17 protein-coding genes and 2 riboswitches are annotated in these 16,346 nt (G+C 61.0%); of the genes, 7 read left to right on the top strand and 10 right to left on the bottom strand.

Annotation, left to right across the window (positions count from 1 at the left end; genetic code table 11):
* Nucleotides 1-28: 28 nt before the first annotated feature.
* Entirely contained in the window at nt 29-847 is an 819-nt protein-coding gene (gene cysE / locus P8S53_RS11905; RefSeq protein WP_277804185.1) for a serine O-acetyltransferase, read from the top strand.
* 214 nt (nt 848-1,061) lie between these two features.
* Here the strand turns inward: cysE and tyrS are convergent, their stop codons facing one another.
* Complete coding sequence (gene tyrS / locus P8S53_RS11900; RefSeq protein WP_277804184.1) at nt 1,062-2,324, bottom strand: tyrosine--tRNA ligase; 1,263 nt, start codon at nt 2,322-2,324, stop codon at nt 1,062-1,064.
* Between the two features lie 64 nt (nt 2,325-2,388).
* On the opposite strand from tyrS, the gene P8S53_RS11895 reads away from it, so the two are divergent.
* From P8S53_RS11895 to P8S53_RS11885, 3 genes are all read left to right on the top strand, one after another.
* Complete coding sequence (locus tag P8S53_RS11895; protein WP_277804183.1) at nt 2,389-3,480, top strand: anhydro-N-acetylmuramic acid kinase; 1,092 nt, start codon at nt 2,389-2,391, stop codon at nt 3,478-3,480.
* 69 nt (nt 3,481-3,549) lie between these two features.
* Nucleotides 3,550-3,843, top strand: coding sequence for a DUF4389 domain-containing protein (locus P8S53_RS11890; RefSeq protein ID WP_277804182.1), 294 nt, complete (start codon nt 3,550-3,552; stop codon nt 3,841-3,843).
* A gap of 61 nt (nt 3,844-3,904) precedes the next feature.
* Nucleotides 3,905-5,710 carry a M3 family oligoendopeptidase gene (locus tag P8S53_RS11885; RefSeq protein ID WP_277804181.1) on the top strand — a complete coding sequence of 602 codons (1,806 nt, stop codon included), beginning with the start codon at nt 3,905-3,907 and terminating at the stop codon, nt 5,708-5,710.
* A 452-nt stretch (nt 5,711-6,162) separates the two neighbouring features.
* Here P8S53_RS11885 and P8S53_RS11880 read toward each other — a convergent pair whose 3' ends face one another.
* The 9 genes from P8S53_RS11880 to cobO form a co-directional block, all read right to left on the bottom strand.
* Nucleotides 6,163-7,116, bottom strand: coding sequence for a D-glycerate dehydrogenase (locus P8S53_RS11880; RefSeq protein ID WP_277804180.1), 954 nt, complete (start codon nt 7,114-7,116; stop codon nt 6,163-6,165).
* Between the two features lie 10 nt (nt 7,117-7,126).
* Nucleotides 7,127-7,468 carry a tRNA-binding protein gene (locus tag P8S53_RS11875; protein ID WP_277804179.1) on the bottom strand — a complete coding sequence of 114 codons (342 nt, stop codon included), beginning with the start codon at nt 7,466-7,468 and terminating at the stop codon, nt 7,127-7,129.
* The gene (gene proC / locus P8S53_RS11870) at nt 7,465-8,277 is read right to left on the bottom strand and encodes a pyrroline-5-carboxylate reductase (protein WP_277804178.1); all 813 of its coding nucleotides are present in this window, start codon (nt 8,275-8,277) and stop codon (nt 7,465-7,467) included. The genes P8S53_RS11875 and proC overlap by 4 nt, the downstream gene beginning before the upstream one ends.
* Before the next feature lie 95 nt (nt 8,278-8,372).
* On the bottom strand, nt 8,373-8,876 hold the full coding sequence (locus P8S53_RS11865; protein WP_277804177.1) for a YbjN domain-containing protein: 504 nt from the start codon (nt 8,874-8,876) through the stop codon (nt 8,373-8,375).
* Between the two features lie 408 nt (nt 8,877-9,284).
* On the bottom strand, nt 9,285-10,268 hold the full coding sequence (cobD, locus tag P8S53_RS11860) for a threonine-phosphate decarboxylase CobD (protein ID WP_306417801.1): 984 nt from the start codon (nt 10,266-10,268) through the stop codon (nt 9,285-9,287).
* Between the two features lie 142 nt (nt 10,269-10,410).
* Nucleotides 10,411-11,103 (bottom strand): 5,6-dimethylbenzimidazole synthase, encoded by a 693-nt coding sequence (gene bluB, locus P8S53_RS11855; protein ID WP_277804175.1) that lies wholly within the window; start codon nt 11,101-11,103, stop codon nt 10,411-10,413.
* A 43-nt stretch (nt 11,104-11,146) separates the two neighbouring features.
* Nucleotides 11,147-11,345, bottom strand: a riboswitch (cobalamin riboswitch).
* A gap of 107 nt (nt 11,346-11,452) precedes the next feature.
* Nucleotides 11,453-12,400 carry an adenosylcobinamide-phosphate synthase CbiB gene (cbiB, locus tag P8S53_RS11850; RefSeq protein WP_277804174.1) on the bottom strand — a complete coding sequence of 316 codons (948 nt, stop codon included), beginning with the start codon at nt 12,398-12,400 and terminating at the stop codon, nt 11,453-11,455.
* Entirely contained in the window at nt 12,397-13,212 is an 816-nt protein-coding gene (locus P8S53_RS11845; RefSeq protein WP_277804173.1) for a hypothetical protein, read from the bottom strand. The genes cbiB and P8S53_RS11845 overlap by 4 nt, the downstream gene beginning before the upstream one ends.
* Nucleotides 13,213-13,515: 303 nt before the next feature.
* Nucleotides 13,516-14,130, bottom strand: coding sequence for a cob(I)yrinic acid a,c-diamide adenosyltransferase (cobO, locus tag P8S53_RS11840; RefSeq protein ID WP_277804172.1), 615 nt, complete (start codon nt 14,128-14,130; stop codon nt 13,516-13,518).
* 36 nt (nt 14,131-14,166) lie between these two features.
* Nucleotides 14,167-14,396: riboswitch (cobalamin riboswitch) on the top strand.
* A 131-nt stretch (nt 14,397-14,527) separates the two neighbouring features.
* On the opposite strand from cobO, the gene P8S53_RS11835 reads away from it, so the two are divergent.
* From P8S53_RS11835 to cobW, 3 genes are read left to right on the top strand one after another with little or no spacing between them, the layout of a single operon-like run.
* A complete protein-coding gene (locus P8S53_RS11835) occupies nt 14,528-14,908 on the top strand; it encodes a hypothetical protein (protein ID WP_277804171.1) in 381 nt (126 codons plus the stop codon).
* Between the two features lie 13 nt (nt 14,909-14,921).
* On the top strand, nt 14,922-15,311 hold the full coding sequence (locus P8S53_RS11830) for a DUF1636 domain-containing protein (RefSeq protein ID WP_277804170.1): 390 nt from the start codon (nt 14,922-14,924) through the stop codon (nt 15,309-15,311).
* Nucleotides 15,304-16,341, top strand: coding sequence for a cobalamin biosynthesis protein CobW (gene cobW, locus P8S53_RS11825; protein ID WP_277804169.1), 1,038 nt, complete (start codon nt 15,304-15,306; stop codon nt 16,339-16,341). The genes P8S53_RS11830 and cobW overlap by 8 nt, the downstream gene beginning before the upstream one ends.
* Nucleotides 16,342-16,346 lie beyond the last annotated feature (5 nt).

Below are 16,346 nucleotides of genomic sequence, written 5' to 3'. Positions count from 1 at the left end.
GACGACTTTTGCGACAAGGATCTGACCCATGCCCGAACTTGGCAAAACCCCGCGCCCGCTTCCTGATGTTGATCCGGTCTGGACCCGCATCCGGCACGAAGCCAGCGCTGCGGTAACAGATGAGCCGCTGATGGGCGGTGTGTTCCATTCCTCTATCCTGCATCACAAGACGCTGGAACAGGCGCTTGCCTTTCGTTTGTCGCAAAAACTGGCCTCTGCCGAAATGTCCGAGCAGATCCTGCGTGAAATCATGGACACAGCCCATGCCAGCGATGCCGGTCTGGGGAAAGCCGCCCGCGCCGATCTTGTCGCAACCTTCGAACGCGATCCCGCCTGCAACCGGTTCATGAAGCCGCTTTTGTATTTCAAGGGGTTTCAGGCCGTGCAGGCCTACCGCATCGCGCATTGGCTGTGCCTGCAAGGGCGCTTTGATTTTGCCAGTCTGATCCAGATGCGCGTGTCCGAAGTCTTCGGTGTGGATATCCACCCCGGCGCGCGCATCGGGCAGGGCATCATGATCGACCACGCGCATTCCATCGTCATCGGTGAAACCGCCGTGGTGGGCGACAATGTCTCCATGCTGCATTCGGTCACGCTGGGCGGCACGGGCAAACAAGACGGCGACCGCCACCCGAAAATCGGCAACGGGGTGCTGATCGGGGCAGGGGCCAAGGTGCTGGGTAATATCCGCGTGGGCGATTGCGCGCGCATCGCCGCAGGCTCTGTCGTGCTGGAAGATGTCCCCCCTCGCAGCACCGTGGCCGGCGTTCCCGCGCGCGTGGTGGGCGAGGCGGGCTGCGCGCAACCCTCGCTGACAATGGACCACCTTCTGCGCGGCGAGATTTGACGCCCCCCCGCCGGGTCTGCGTTGCCCCCCGGTTGCTACGCTTACATGAGCGCGGACGCGTGTGAAACGCCAGGTGTTCAGTCCCCGCCTGCGCCGATACAGATAGCGGCATTCCTCTGCCAGTTTCATTCTGGCAAAAATATCCAATACCCCGCCTGCACCACGCGTGCAGGACCGGGCGCGCCGGGCATCTGCATCAGGTTGCCCGCCTTTGTCAGCCTGCCGTCCCCTCCAGCACGACTTGCGCGTGGCGTTTCTTGCCTGCGGTCAGTTTCATCGGCTGCGCCAGATCTGCGGCACTGACCAGTTGTCCCGCATCGCTGACCGGCGCGTCATTTGCGCGCGCGCCGCCCTCAAGGATCAGGCGTTTTGCGTCCTTGCCGGATTTCGCCAGCCCGGACCGCACGAAAAGCTGTGCCATTGACATTCCGTCTGCCAGTTCGGCCGCGCTCAGTGTCAGCGTAGGCAAATCATCGCCAATCCCGCCCTTTTCAAACACGTCGCGCGCTGTGGCTTCGGCGGTTTTGGCAGCATCCGCGCCGTGGCACAGGGTCGTGACCTCATTTGCCAGAATCACCTTGGCTGCGTTGATCTCGGACCCTTCCAGCGCGCCCAGACGGTTGCATTCCTCGACCGGCAATTCGGTGTATAGCTTCAGGAACCGCCCGACATCGGCATCGGTGGTGTTGCGCCAGAATTGCCAGAATTCATAAGGGCTCAGCATATCTGCGTTCAGCCAGATCGCCCCACCCTGGCTTTTGCCCATCTTGCGCCCGTCCGATGTGGCCAGAAGCGGCGTGGTCAGGCCAAAAATCTCGGCATCGGCAATGCGGCGTGCAAGGTCTATGCCATTGACAATATTGCCCCATTGGTCCGACCCGCCCATCTGCAACAGGCAGCCATAACGGCGGTTGATCTCAACAAAATCATAGGCTTGCAGAATCATGTAGTTGAACTCAAGAAAGGACAGCGATTGTTCGCGGTCCAGTCGGGATTTCACCGATTCAAAACTCAGCATGCGGTTGACGCTGAAATGCCGCCCCACATCGCGCAGGAAATCAAGGTAATTCAGCCCGTCCAGCCATTCGGCGTTGTTGAGCATGATCGCGCCGCCTGCGCTGTCATCATAGGACAGGTATTTCGCAAATACCTGCTTCATGCCGTTGATATTGGACGCAATCGCGGCATCATCCAGCAGCGGGCGTTCATCCGACCGGAAGCTGGGGTCGCCCACCTTGGTGGTGCCGCCGCCCATCAGGGTGATGGGTTTGTGGCCGCATTTCTGGAACCAGCGCAGCACCATGATATTCAGCAAATGGCCCACATGCAGCGATTTCGCTGTGGCGTCATAGCCGATATAGGCGGGCACAACCCCCTTGATCAGCGCTTCGTCCAGACCTTGCAGATCGGTGCAATTGTCGAAGAAGCCGCGTGCCTGAAGGATGTTCAGGAAATCTGATTTGGGTCTGTAGGTCATTTTTGCTTGTCCCGGATGGCCGATTGCGCGTTCTATAGCCGCGCAGGCGTCCAAGGAAAAGCCCATGTTGGAATCACAACTCGTTACAGTGCTGGGAATGATGTCGGGCACGTCGCTGGACGGGGTGGATGCAGCGGTGCTGCGCACTGATGGCGAACGAATCGCTGCCTTCGGCCCAAGCGCCTATCGCCCCTATTCAGACGCCGAACGCGCGGTGTTGCGTGCAGCCCTTGGCCGCTGGCCGGACGAGGACGGGGTCGAGGATGTGGCCGAACTGGTGGAAACGGCCCATGCCGAGATTATGGCGCGCTTTGAGGGCGTGGAACTTGCGGGGTTTCACGGCCAGACACTGGCGCATGACCCGCGCGGGCGTGGCACCCATCAGGCAGGGTCGGGGGCGGTGCTTGCACTTGTTGCGGGCTATCCGGTGGTGTGGGATTTCCGCAGCTCCGACATTCATCTGGGCGGGCAGGGTGCGCCATTGGCCCCGTTCTATCATTTTGCCCTTGCGCGCCATATCGGGGCGACAGCCCCTGTGGCGTTTCTGAACCTTGGCGGTGTGGGGAATGTGACATGGGTGGACCCGTCGAAGGAGAAACCCGAAGATGACGGCGCGCTTCTGGCGTTCGACACTGGCCCTGCGAACGCCCCGCTGGATGATCTGTGCCTCTCGCGCCTTGGTCTGGCGCGCGATGACGGCGGCGCGCTGGCGGCGGGTGGCCAGGTGGATGAAGCGGTGCTGCGCGCCTTTCTGGAGGACGGCTATTTCTACCGCATGCCGCCCAAATCGCTGGACCGCGCCTTTCCGGGGGTGCTGGCGTCTGTGGCCCATCTGTCCGATGCCGATGCGCTGGCCACCCTGTCGGAATGTGCGGCGGCTGCGGTTGCAGAAGGGTTTGCCCATTTCCCTGCGGAACCTGCGCAGCTGCTGGTATGCGGGGGCGGGCGGCATAATGCGGATCTGATGCGCCGCATCGCGCAGCGTCTGGCCTGCTCTGTGGTGCCAGTCGAATCGGTGGGGCTGGACGGGGATATGCTGGAAGCGCAGGCATTTGCCTATCTGGCCGTGCGTGTGGCGCGCGGGTTGCCCACATCGTGCCCGGGCACAACGGGCGTGGGCGCGGCTGTTGGTGGCGGGCAGGTCAGCACGCCGTGATGTCTGGGGTTTCTGGCGCAGAACGCCCGAATGGGTTAGATTATAACCGCGCTGCCATAAAGGATATACATGATGCGAGACATTGACGAAGACCGCCCGTCCCCCCCGCTGGAAAAACCCGCAGAATCCCTTGTGTTGCGGCTGGTCTATATGCTGATCATCGGGGCCATGATGTCGGTTGCGCAATCCATCCTGTTTCTGGTGGCGGTCATTCAGTTTGTCATCATCATTATCGACAAACGCCAGCCCAATGAACGGCTGGCCGATTTCGGCTGTATGGTGGGCGCATGGATCGCCAAGGCCGCGCGCTATTTGTCGGTTGCAACCGACGCCAAGCCATGGCCGTTCAAAGAGATGGACTGAAGCGGTTGCAGTGCGGGTCCGCGCGGCCTAAGTGTGGGGCAAGTATATAGCGGAGAGTTCCATGCCCCTTGACCAGCAAAGCACCACCAAGACCGAATTCGGCAACCTGCCCGATTGGGATTTAAGCGCGCTTTACGCAGCCCCTGATGCGCCGGAACTGACCCGCGATTTTGACTGGCTGCGGCAGGAATGCGCGGAATTCGCGTCTGAATATGAAGGCAGGCTTGCGCAGCTGTCGGCGGCGGACATGTTGGTATGCGTGCAGCGCTATGAAAAGATCGACATGGTCGCGGGGCGGCTGATGTCCTATGCGGGGTTGCGCTATTATCAAAACACTGTCGATCCCGAACGCGCCAAATTCATGGCCGATGCGCAAGACCGCATGACCGATGCGACCACCCCGCTGGTGTTCTTTTCGCTGGAGTTGAACCGCATTGACGATGCCGATTTCGATGTGCTGGTATCAGGCAATGCCGATCTGGCGCGTTACCGTCCGGTGTTCGAGCGTATGCGCGCCATGCGCCCGCACCAGTTGTCGGACGAGCTGGAAAAATTCCTGCATGACCAGTCCACGGTCGGGTCTGCGGCATGGAACCGGCTGTTTGATGAAACCATGGCGGGCCTGCATTTCGAGGTGCAGGGTGAACCCGAGCCACTGGGGCTGGAAGCCACGCTGAACCTGCTGACCGACCCTGACCGTGCGCGCAGGCAGGCGGCGGCACAGGCGCTTGCTTTTGTTTTTTCGGGCCAGTTGAAGTTGTTTGCGCGGGTGCACAACACGTTGGCCAAGGAAAAGGAAATCGAGGATCGCTGGCGCAAGATGCCATCGGCGCAACATGCGCGCCATCTGTCGAACCATGTCGAACCCGAAGTCGTGCAGGCCTTGCGCGATGCCGTGGTCGCCGCCTATCCAAACCTGAGCCATCGGTACTACGCGCTGAAAGCACGCTGGATGGGGCTGGAGAAGCTACAGGTCTGGGACCGCAACGCGCCCCTGCCGCTGGAGGCGCCGCGCGTGTTCAACTGGGATGATGCGCGCCAGACCGTGCTGGATGCCTATGCGGGCTTTTCGCCGAAACTGGCCGAACTGGCAGAGCCGTTCTTTTCGCAGGGCTGGATTGATGCGGCCGTGAAACCGGGCAAGGCACCGGGCGCATTTGCCCACCCCACAGTGACCGATGCGCACCCGTTCGTGATGCTGAACTACTTGGGCAAGCCGCGCGATGTGATGACGCTGGCGCATGAACTGGGGCATGGCGTGCACCAGCGTCTGGCCGCAGGGCAGGGCGAATTGCTGTCATCCACGCCGCTGACACTTGCGGAAACCGCATCTGTCTTTGGCGAGATGCTGACCTTCCAGAAAATGCTGGCACAGGCGAAAACGCAGTCCGAGCGTAAGGTTCTGCTGGCTGGCAAGGTCGAGGATATGATCAACACGGTCGTGCGCCAGATTGCGTTTTATGATTTCGAATGCAAGCTGCATGCCGCGCGCCGCGAGGGGGAATTGACGCCTGATGACATCAATGCCCTATGGATGAGCGTGCAGGCCGAAAGCCTTGGGCCGGTGTTCGAGTATATGGACGGGTATGAAACCTTCTGGGCCTATATTCCGCATTTCGTGCATTCGCCGTTTTATGTCTATGCCTATGCGTTTGGCGACGGGCTGGTGAACGCGCTTTATGCCGCCTATCGTGATGCCCCCGAGGGCTTTCAGGAGAAGTATTTTGACATGCTGGCCGCAGGCGGGTCCAAGCACCATAAGGAACTTCTGGCACCTTTCGGGCTGGACGCCAGCGACCCCGCCTTCTGGGACAAGGGCTTGCAGATGATCGCGGGCTTTATCGACGAGTTGGAAGCGATGGAATAGCGGCTATAGAGCATGTTGCTCAAAAGTGGGAACCGGTTTTGAGCTTCTCGAACATGCGAAATCAATAAGTTAGAGTATGTCTCGTGAATGCGAATGAACGTGATATGCTCTAGCCTGACCTGATCAGGCCGGAACGCCCTTTCGCGGGTTTTCGGGCCTTTTGCAGACATTGGCAAAGCCCCAAGGGCGCGGCGCAAAGGCCGAAGGCCGCCGCGCCATCGGCGGGCCGTCCCGCGGCCTGCCGATTTGGCCAGCGATACGCCAAGCCTTTGATGGCAGGAATATGCAGCCTGCATAAATTGAACTTCACTGGCGTTGGATCGGCAGACCCCGGCCCACCGCTGGCGCGGGTATTTTTCATAGCCTCAACGGCCGCAAAAGTCCAACTGCGCCCAAACCCGATTTTTGACACTAGGTGGCGCGCGCAAATCCCGCAGCAGCCTTCGCAAGCGTCAGACCGGGTTCAGCAACGCTTGCCCTGTTGCATGCGCAATGGCGTTGTCCAGTGCCATCATGCCCATTCCCTCGCGCACGTCCAGCGCCGCCGTGCCCAGATGCGGCAGAAGCGTCACGTTTTCCATCACGCGCAGGGCCACTGGCACGTCGGGTTCAAATTCATAGACATCCAGTCCCGCACCCGCAATCCGGCCTTGTTGCAGGGCGGCAATCAACGCGCCCTCATCGACAACATCCCCGCGCGAGATATTGACCAGATGCGCGTGCGGTTGCATGGATGCCAGCTCTGGCGCGCCAATCAGGTGGCGCGTGTCCGCACCGCCCGGAACGGCCAGCACAACGACATCGGACGCCGCCAGAACATCCGCGATATTGTCCAGTTGGCGCGCTGGCATATCAACCACGCGCGGAGAGCGGTTGTGATAGATCACATCCATCCCCAGCCCGAAATGCACGCGTTTTGCAATGGCCTGCCCAATGCGGCCCATCCCGATAATGCCGCAGGTCTTGCCGCCAAGATGCAGGCCCAGCATTTGCGTCGGGTGCCAGCCCGACCATTTGCCCTTGCGCACCAGCCGCTCGCCTTCGCCTGCGCGCCGCGCGCTCATCAGTATCAGCATAAGAGCGATATCGGCGGTTGCGTCTGTCACTGCACCGGGTGTGTTGGTCACGCAAATGCCTGCCTGCTGTGCGGCGGCAACATCAATGTGATTATACCCAACCCCGAAATTCGCCAGCAACCGGCAGCGCGCCGTTTCCATTCCGGCAAAAACTTCGGCGGTGAACAAATCGCCCAGGGTCGGGATGATCACATCATACAACACAAGTGCGGCGCGCATCTCGCCCTTTTTCAATGGTGTGGTCTGGTCGCGCAGCGTCACGTTGAAATGACTGCGGGCGCGGTCCAGCACGCGGTCGGGCAGGGGGCGGGTGATATAGAGTTCTTTCATAGCGATGGCCTTAATGCATCCGCGCGCCCTGTGGCACGTCATGGTCAGGGGCCAGCAGCGAGATACGCCCTTGGGCATCCGATGCGCCCAGCACCAGAACTTCCGACATAAAGGGGCCAATCTGGCGGGGCGGGAAATTTACCACCGCCATGACCTGTCGCCCGATCAGCGCGTCCGGCGCATAAAGTTCGGTGATCTGCGCTGATGATTTCTTCTCGCCCAGATCCGGCCCGAAATCGATCCACAGCTTGATTGCGGGCTTGCGCGCTTCGGGAAAGGGTTCCGCGCGGATGATGCGCCCCGCGCGGATATCGACCTTCAGAAAATCATCGAAACTGATGGCGTCTGTCATTTCGCCAGTTCCCGCGACCGGTCTGCCGCAGCCCTGACCGCGCGCACCATCAGCGGCGGCAGGCCGTCGGTTTCATCCATCAGCAAGGCCAAAGCTGCCGCCGTGGTGCCGCCCGGGCTGGTGACATTTATGCGCAGTTGTTCCGCCGAATCGGTTGTATCGCGGGCCAGTGCCGCGGCCCCGATCACAGTTGCGCGCGCCAGTTTCATGGCCAGATCAGGGGACAGGCCTTGCGATTCGCCCGCGCGTGCCATGGCTTCGATCATGTGAAAGACATAGGCAGGGCCGGACCCTGACAGGCCCGTCACGGAATCTATCTGCGATTCATCCTCCAGCCGCACAGTCTGGCCGACAGCGGCAAGCAGTTCTTCTGCCAGCGCGATATCCTGTTCGGACGCCTTGTCATTGCCAATCAATGCCGAAATGCCCTGCCCGACCGCAGCAGGGATGTTGGGCATGGCCCGTATGATCGGTGTCTGCGCGCCCAGAATTTCGTTAAACCGCGCCAGCTGTGTGCCCGCAGCGATAGATAAAAACAGCGTTTTGCCGTTTCCGAAGGTCTGTAGCGCAGGCAAGGCATTGCCCATCATCTGCGGCTTGACCGCCAGCACCACCACCGCAGGTGCATCGGGCAAGGGCTCATTCAGGCAAACGCCGCTTGCGCGCAGCCAATCGGAAGGATGCGGTTCAACAACATGGACACTTGTGGCTGGAACACCCTGCGCAAGCCAGCCTGCCAGCAGGGCAGACCCCATCTTGCCGCAGCCCATCAATACCATGCCGTGCGTGTTTATCCGGTCGAGTGTCATAATGCCCCCTTGTGGTTTCCCAGCAGTTGTTGCGCTGCACTTCCCCCGCGTCAAGGGGAAACGGGGGTAGTCAAATGGGACGGATGCGCAGGTGGTCAGGCGTGCCCGACCGCTTCGGCCAATGCCAGATCAAGCGCCGCTTGCGGGCTGTGATCTGCCCAGGCTACCAGCTGGAATGCCGGATAAAACCGTTCTGCGGCCATCAGCGCGCTGCGGATCATGCGGTCAATCTGCTCAACCTCGGCGGTTTGGTCCATGCCCAGCAGCAGGCCATATCGCCACACCATCAGGCGCTGCTCAGCCCAGAAACTGAACGCACCGGACCAGACCATGTCATTGGCGCGGCTGACGGTTTCATAAAGTGCGGGCAGCGCGCCCTCGGGTGGGTCCATTTCAAAGGTGCAGATCAGGCGCAGCATGTCTTCTTCAGGCGACAAGGCCAGCGTCAGCGCATAACTGCGCCACTGCCCCTCGACGACCATGGCGATCTGATCCTCGCCCATTCGGTCGAAATCCCAGTCATGGTCGGCCGCCAGCGTCTCGACAATGTCGATCGGGTGGACCGGATCATTTGTAAGGTAGAATTCCGTTGCCGACATGCCCGCCTCGTTCTGGTTATTGTCAGCGCCCCTGACAGGGCTACTAAACAAGGTGTGTAGATCTACAAATGCGCGTATTTTTGCCTTTTATTACTACATATGGTGTGCCCATTCCGCCTTTGAGTAAAGCGAAATCGCAAGTAGATCAGGAATTTCCTGTGGATTGTTTGTAGCGTGACAGCGATTCCTGCATAGTTTTGCAGGGTGTGGCGCTGCTCCCTGCTGGGAACACAAAGCCGAGGATCAGCTTCAAAAATTATCAAAAATACAAAAAAATCATATGCTTGCGTGGGAAGGTTTAAGTTGAAAGTCCTGCGGGTGGCAGATCGATGCAGACGAATGCCCCCAAGCCGCGCGTGCTTGCGCAGCAAGGCCGCCCGAACAGGCATTCAGGCGCGCAGGGAATCCTTAACCAGCCTGTGGTATCGGCAGGGCGCTTTCAAGCCTGTTCCATTCCGCCTCTGGTCCCGGCAGGCCAAGCCGCAGCCAGTGCCTGGAGTAGGGAAATATCCGCGACCAGATCTGATGTTGTGCCAGATGATCGCGTGCGGCCTGTGCATCCGGTGTGTCATACAGGCGAAACAGACTGGTGCCGCCAATGCAGTTCCAGCCCGCCTGCCGCAGCAGTTGGTCCGCGCGGTCTGCATCAATCAGTAACTGCCTGCGCATGGCATCAGCCCAGGGTTTATCTGCAAGCGCATGGCACCCGATTGCTATTGCCGCGCCGGAAATAGGCCACGGACCCGCCATTTCCGCCAGCCGCGCGATCACCGGCCTTGCACCAAATGCAAAGCCAAGCCGCAGACCGGCCAACCCGTAAAATTTACCAAAAGACCGCAAAACCAGAAGGTTATCTGGGGCGGTGTCATGTGGCAGCACGGATAAATCCGGTGTGGTGTCGGCAAAACTTTCGTCGACGACCAGAAACCCCACATTTTGTGCCAGCTCCAGCACTGCCTTCGCGGGCCAGCAGCGGCCATCGGGGTTGTTGGGGTTCACCAGAACGGCCAGATCTGCACCGGCCATGTCACCCAGTGATGCGCTGTCATGCACATCCCAACCTGCCGCGCGCAAACAGGCGGCATGCTCATTATAGCTGGGCGCAAGGACACAGGCGCGGCCGGTTTCGGGCCACAGATGCGGGACAAGCTGGATGGCCGCCTGCGCCCCGCCCAGCGCCAACCCCGCAAGTTGCGGCGCTGCACCCCACGCCTGCGCGGCGGCGGCAACCAGTTCATGTTGCGCCTGTGCGGTTGGCAGCCCATGCCAGACCGCGTCCGGCAGGGGTGGCACAGGGTAGGGGCGGCGGTTGATACCTGTGGACAGGTCAATCCAACCCTCGCCGCCATGGCGGGCAATTGCTGCGTCCAAATTCCCGCCATGATCGCGCATTCTGTCCTGAGCCTTTGCTGGTATGGGGCTGGTTCGGGCGCATTTGTCAGAATGCCCATACCTGCCGTGTCTAGTTCCATGATGCCGCTCGTTCAAGACGCGCAAGACCATGTGCCGTGCCAGCAACGCTACCCGCCTTGACCTAGTCCTGCGGGGCTTTGGCATTCCCCCAGCGGTCTGCGAATACAAGATCCTCAAGGCTCAGGCGGTCCTGCCATCCTTTGGCCTGCAATTCCGGTGTCTGATACAGGCTGTCGACATGCCCGATACACAGATAGGCCACCGGCACCACATGGTCGGGCAGGTTCAGGATCATGCGCATGTCGCCCTCATGGAATATACTGACCCAGCCCACGCCCAGCCCTTCGGCGCGCGCGGCCAGCCAAAGGTTTTGCACCGCGCACACGGTCGAGTATATATCCATGTCCCTGTTATGCGTGCGCCCCAAAACGACCTTGCCACCGCGTGTGCGGTCGCAGGTGATGCACAGATTGACCGGCGCTGTGGCAATCCCTTCCAGCTTCAGCGCGGAATACAGCGGGCGGCGATCTTCGGGAAACATCCCGACCGCTTCGGCATTGGCACGCGAAAACGCATCCTGAACCTGCGCCTTGACCGCTGCACTGCGGATCACAATGAAATTCCATGGCTGCATGAAGCCCACGGACGGCGCGTGATGCGCGGCCGTCAACAGCCGCATCAGCAGGGCATTGCTGACGGGCCGGTCGGTGAACTGGCTGCGCACATCACGGCGGGTAAAGATGGCACGATACACGGCGTCTTGTTCGGATTGCGAAAATGGCCCCGCAGGTGCAGGTGTTTCGGGTGGCTGCATGACACTATCCCCTGTCACAGTCACGACCCCCCGTTGACCAGCGGGCGGCCCGGTTGCATCTGGCCGGTCTTCTGACTTGGTTTCAGCGGCAACTGCGCCTTCCCGGCCTGTTGGCCAGTGGCATTTTGCAGCGCCATCCACCTTACAGCGTTGGGCACGTTGCGGATTTGCACCGCATTCCCGATTCTCCCGCTATGGGCGCAAGGCTGCGCAGGACGGGCACCAGACACAGGCAGGCTATCGCGGTTTGACCGCAGGGGAAACCCGTTTTGCACGGGTCGGTGAAACGGGCGGTTGCCCATAAAGGCGCGGCGGGGGCGGTGGCCGCACGGCGATCTGTCGCCATTTGTCAGATCCACAGCACCGCAAGCACGGCCACACCCGCTGTCATGGCCGCCATTGCACGCCGGTAAAGTGCCAAAGCCTTGCGCAAATCGGCGGCTTTCGGGTCAGGGCAGGTGCCGTTCACCCACGGGTCATCCGTTGCCGTGCCGTCATAGATACGCGGACCTGACAGCCGGACGCCAAGCGCGCCTGCCATCGCGGATTCTGGCCATCCGGCATTCGGGGACCGGTGCAGGCGGGCATCGCGCAGCATACTGGCCAATGCCGCGCGCGGGCGTGCCGAGACCAGTGCGAAAATTACCCCCGTCAGCCGCGCTGGCACCAGATTTACCAGATCGTCAATGCGCGCGGATGCCCAGCCAAAGGCCACATATCGTGGGCTGCGATAGCCGATCATCGAATCAAGCGTGTTGATGGCCTTATAGGCAACAATTCCTGGCAATCCCCCGACAAGGCCCCAGAAGATTGGCGCGACAATGCCGTCGGACGTATTCTCGGCCAGACTCTCGGTCGCAGCGCGCGCCACGCCCTCGGCGTCCAGCTGCGACGGGTCGCGCCCGACAATCATCGACACCTCATGGCGCGCGCGCGCCAAGTCACCGGCCTGCAGGGGCGGAATGATCGCTGCAACATGATTATGCATTGAACGCAGCGCAATAAACGGCCAGACCAGAACCCCGCCCAACAGTATCCCGACCCAACCGGACGGCAACGCCGCTTGCGCCAGAAATGCTAAGGCGGCGCTGCTGGCAATGACCAGCACTGCCACCACCACCCCCCGGAATTTGCGCGCCGCAAAACCGACCGTTGGTTTGTTCCAAAGCGCCTCCAGCGTGCGGATGGCGGCACCCATCCATGTGACAGGGTGACCAATCCGGCGATACAACCCGTCAGGCCAGCCAATCCCAAGATCAAGGGCAATGGCAACCAGAATAATTGCCGCATGGTTCATTCATGGCCCCCTTCAAAATGCATCACACCCGTATATCCGGCCTTGCGCAATGCATCTTGTGCATATGGCGGCGCACTGTTTGGGGCGAAAACCAACCCCCTTGCGGCACCCGTATGCGCCATGCTCCACCCCAGCGCGCCAAGTTGATCTGCCAGCGCTGCGGTCGGGTCACCGGCAGGGCCGCGACGGGCAAGACAGCGCCGCGCGCTTTCAGATGCAAGCCCGGCAAAATCCGCAAGATCGCGCGCATCGCGCCAGCGTGCCACAATATCCGATATGTCGGGAAAATCATCATCAGACGCATCAGTGGGGCGCGGGCCACCCCAGAACCCGCCGATGATCTCATAGCGCGGCAGGGGGGGCAGATGCGCGTGCACACTCCCGTCGCGCGACCCCCACAGCAACTGCTCCGGTTCGGGAAACATCAGCGGGTCTGACGCGCCTTCTGCCTGAATGCAGGCGTGCGCAAGCTGTTGCGGCGCACCGTCCCAACCGCCCAGTCGCGCAAGGCCCATCAGACCAGCGGTGGACACGCCCGTGCCAAGCCCTGCCGCAACATCAGGCACAACCTGCAAATGACCCCGCGCGTGAAGGTTTAATGCAGATACAAAGCGGTGCAGGACATGGCTGCAATAATGATCGGCAGTCAGGTGAGGTTCGGGATGTGCGATGCTGCTTGCGCGCAAAAGGGCTGCGTTCACCCCTGTCTTGCAACAAGGCATGGTGATCAGGACAACCGGACCATCAGGGCCAAGCCTGCCTTGTATCCATTCCCCGAAATGGCCGCTGACCCTGACACTATGCGTCATCATGCATGCCATTTGCGTAAAGGACGGGGCTTTGCATCAAGCTGCGCCTCCGGCGGGGATATTTGGGCCAGAATGAAAGACACCATTTATTAACCTGTTTCGACGAGGATACAAGAACGGTACAGGGAGGGATCCCGATGACCGTCCAGAGTGAAAGCGCCGCGTTTCCCCTGTTTCGACAGCCCGAAACGCGGCGCCCGTTAACCGGACTTCCTGATTTCATTCTGGTCCCAATATCCCGGGGGAAACGCGCGCAGCGCGTTGGGGGCTGGCCCCCGATGCCGGTTAGGGCAGGGGCCGCGGCTTTCAGAATTCAACACCTTTCTGGGCCTTGATGCCGTCGCGGAACGGATGCTTGATCAATGTCATTTCGGTGACCAGATCGGCCATCTCGATCAACTCCGGTTTGGCGTTGCGTCCGGTCAGCACAACATGGGTCATGGGCGGCTTTTCGTCGCGCAGGAATGCAAGCACCTCTTCCAGGGGAAGATAATCATAGCGCAGCGCGATGTTGATTTCATCCAGAAGCACAAACCGGATATCGGGGTTGCGGATCAGCGCCTTTGCCTGCTCCCAGCCCGCGCGCGCGGCAGCGATGTCGCGGTCGCGGTCCTGTGTTTCCCATGTAAAACCTTCGCCCGACACGACAAATGTGCATTCATCGGCAAAGCGTGCGCGCAGGAACTCGCGTTCGCCCGTGGTCCAGTTGCCTTTGATGAACTGGACCACGGCACAAGGTATCTCATGCGCGATACACCGCATGATCATGCCAAAGCCCGAAGAGGACTTGCCCTTGCCCGCGCCTGTATGGACGATGATCAGCCCTTTTTCGCCAGTCTTGCCTTCCATCATCCGGTCGCGCGCGGCCTTGATCTTTTGCATCTTGTCGCGGTGGCGGGTGGCGTCGGTGGTGTCGGGCATCTGGTCGTTTCCTTGCTTGACTCATGGCGCGCGGGCGCGCAAGAGAAGGGGGCTGGTGCCTGTTCATGACAGGTGAAAAGGGAATGTGACAAGGCCGGATCATAAGATCAAGCCCCAAGCACAGCCGCCCCCGCGACCGTGACCGGAGAGGTCGCCCGATGCCACTGTCCCCAATGGACGGGAAGGCGGGCCGACCGACAGGTAATCCCACCAGGGAAACCTGACATCCGCAAGCCGGGAGACCTGCCAGCATCAAGGCCGCCCCATCGGGGCATTTCAACCGGCGGGGTGTCTGGTTGGGCTTGTGTCGGGACAGGCGCCGCAGCCCCCCTTCACCGCCCGAATGTCCCCCGCCCCCTGTATCGCGTGGCGGGTGGTCGCGCGGGAAAGTGGACGAATGAAGAACTCTCGCAACTTAATGGCGGGTCCGGGACTGGCTGCGGGCACATATGTGCTTGTGGCCGGGCATATCGCCTTTTCAGTGCCGGGCGCCGAAGTGCAGCAACAAGGCGCAGACAGCGCCGATCAGGCGCATAGCTACAGCCATGATCGCCGCCAATCCCATGTCGATGCGGACGGGGCCGAGCACCTGACTGGTTCTTTGGGCGCAAATGGCGACCGGGTCCTGCAAGCCCCAAGTTTTGCTTTTGTTGCAGACGGGCTGACAAAGTGGTTCCACCGGTCCATGAACGCGCTTCAGGCCAGCTTGGCTGCGGCTGTCTGTATGGGCGTGGGGCTTGCCTTCATGTTTGAAACCGTCGCGCTGGCCCATTCCTGAACCGGAGCTTTTCATGCCCCAAGACACTGTCGATCTTCTGGTCTGCGCCACATGCCGCAGCGCCAACCCCGCCAATCCGCTGGCCATGCCGGACCCGGACACGCGCCCCGGCGCGCAACTGGTGCAGGCGTTGCTTGATGCCGCCCCCGAAGGGCTGCGCATCATTGCCGTGGACTGCCTGTCCAACTGCTCGCGCGGATGCACGATTGCATTGCGCAAGCCGGGTGCCTGGACCTATGTATATGGCAATCTGACGCCGGAATCGCATGTGACCACCGTTATCGAGGGCGCGCAGAAATACCGCGACGCCGAAGGCGGCCTTGTGCCGTGGCGCGACCGCCCCGAACATTTCCGCAAGAACTGCATCGCACGCATACCGCCGCTGGAGGCCCCCAATGTCTGACCTGTCAAAAACCCCTGTCACCATCATCACCGGCTTTCTGGGCGCGGGTAAAACCACGCTTATCAGCCATCTGATCCGCAATGCGGGCGGGCGGCGGCTGGCTGTCGTGGTCAATGAATTCGGCACTGTCGGTGTCGATGGCGAGATCCTGAAGTCCTGCGCTATTCCGGATTGTCCGGCGGAAAACATTGTCGAGCTGTCGAATGGCTGCATCTGCTGCACCGTCGCCGATGATTTCATTCCCACGGTCGAGGCGCTTTTGAAGCTGGATCCCAAGCCCGATCATATCGTGATTGAAACATCAGGGCTGGCATTGCCCAAGCCGCTGCTGAAAGCGTTTGACTGGCCTGCCATCCGATCGCGCATTACCGTCGACGGTGTCATCGCGCTGGCCGATGCCGAGGCCGTGGCGGCAGGACGTTTTGCCCCCGATGTGGCCGCCGTGGATGCGCAGCGCGCAGCCGATGACAGCATTGATCACGAAACGCCCCTGTCCGAGGTGTTCGAGGACCAGATCGCCTGTGCCGATCTTGTGCTGCTGACCAAGCCCGATCTGGCCGGACCCGAAGGTGTGGCGCGCGCACGCGACATCATCGCCGCCGAAGCGCCGCGCCCGTTGCCGGTGATCGAAGTCTCTGAAGGGGTGGTGGATGTGGCTGTATTGCTGGGGCTGGAAGCAGGGGCAGAAGATGATCTTGCCGCGCGCCCGTCGCATCATGACGGGCATCATGATCACGAACATGATGATTTCGACACAATCATGCTGGAGTTGGGTGAAATCTCCGATCCCGATGAATTTGCCAAGCGCATCATGCATCTGGCCGATGCGCAGCATATCTTGCGCATCAAGGGCTATGCAGCGGTGCGCGGCAAGCCCATGCGGTTGCTGGTTCAGGCGGTGGGGGCGCGGGTGCGCCACCAGTTCGACCGTCCGTGGAAAGCGGACGAGCCGCGCATCACCCGCCTTGTCGTGATCGCCGAGCATGATCATGTAAACGAGGCCGCCATTCGCGCCGCACTCGGGGACTGATCCGC

Origin of the sequence: Roseinatronobacter sp. S2, from assembly GCF_029581395.1 — a bacterium.
GTDB lineage: Bacteria > Pseudomonadota > Alphaproteobacteria > Rhodobacterales > Rhodobacteraceae > Roseinatronobacter.
The sequence above is the reverse complement of the archived record's forward strand: the minus strand, read 5'-3'. Positions and strand labels throughout refer to the sequence as shown.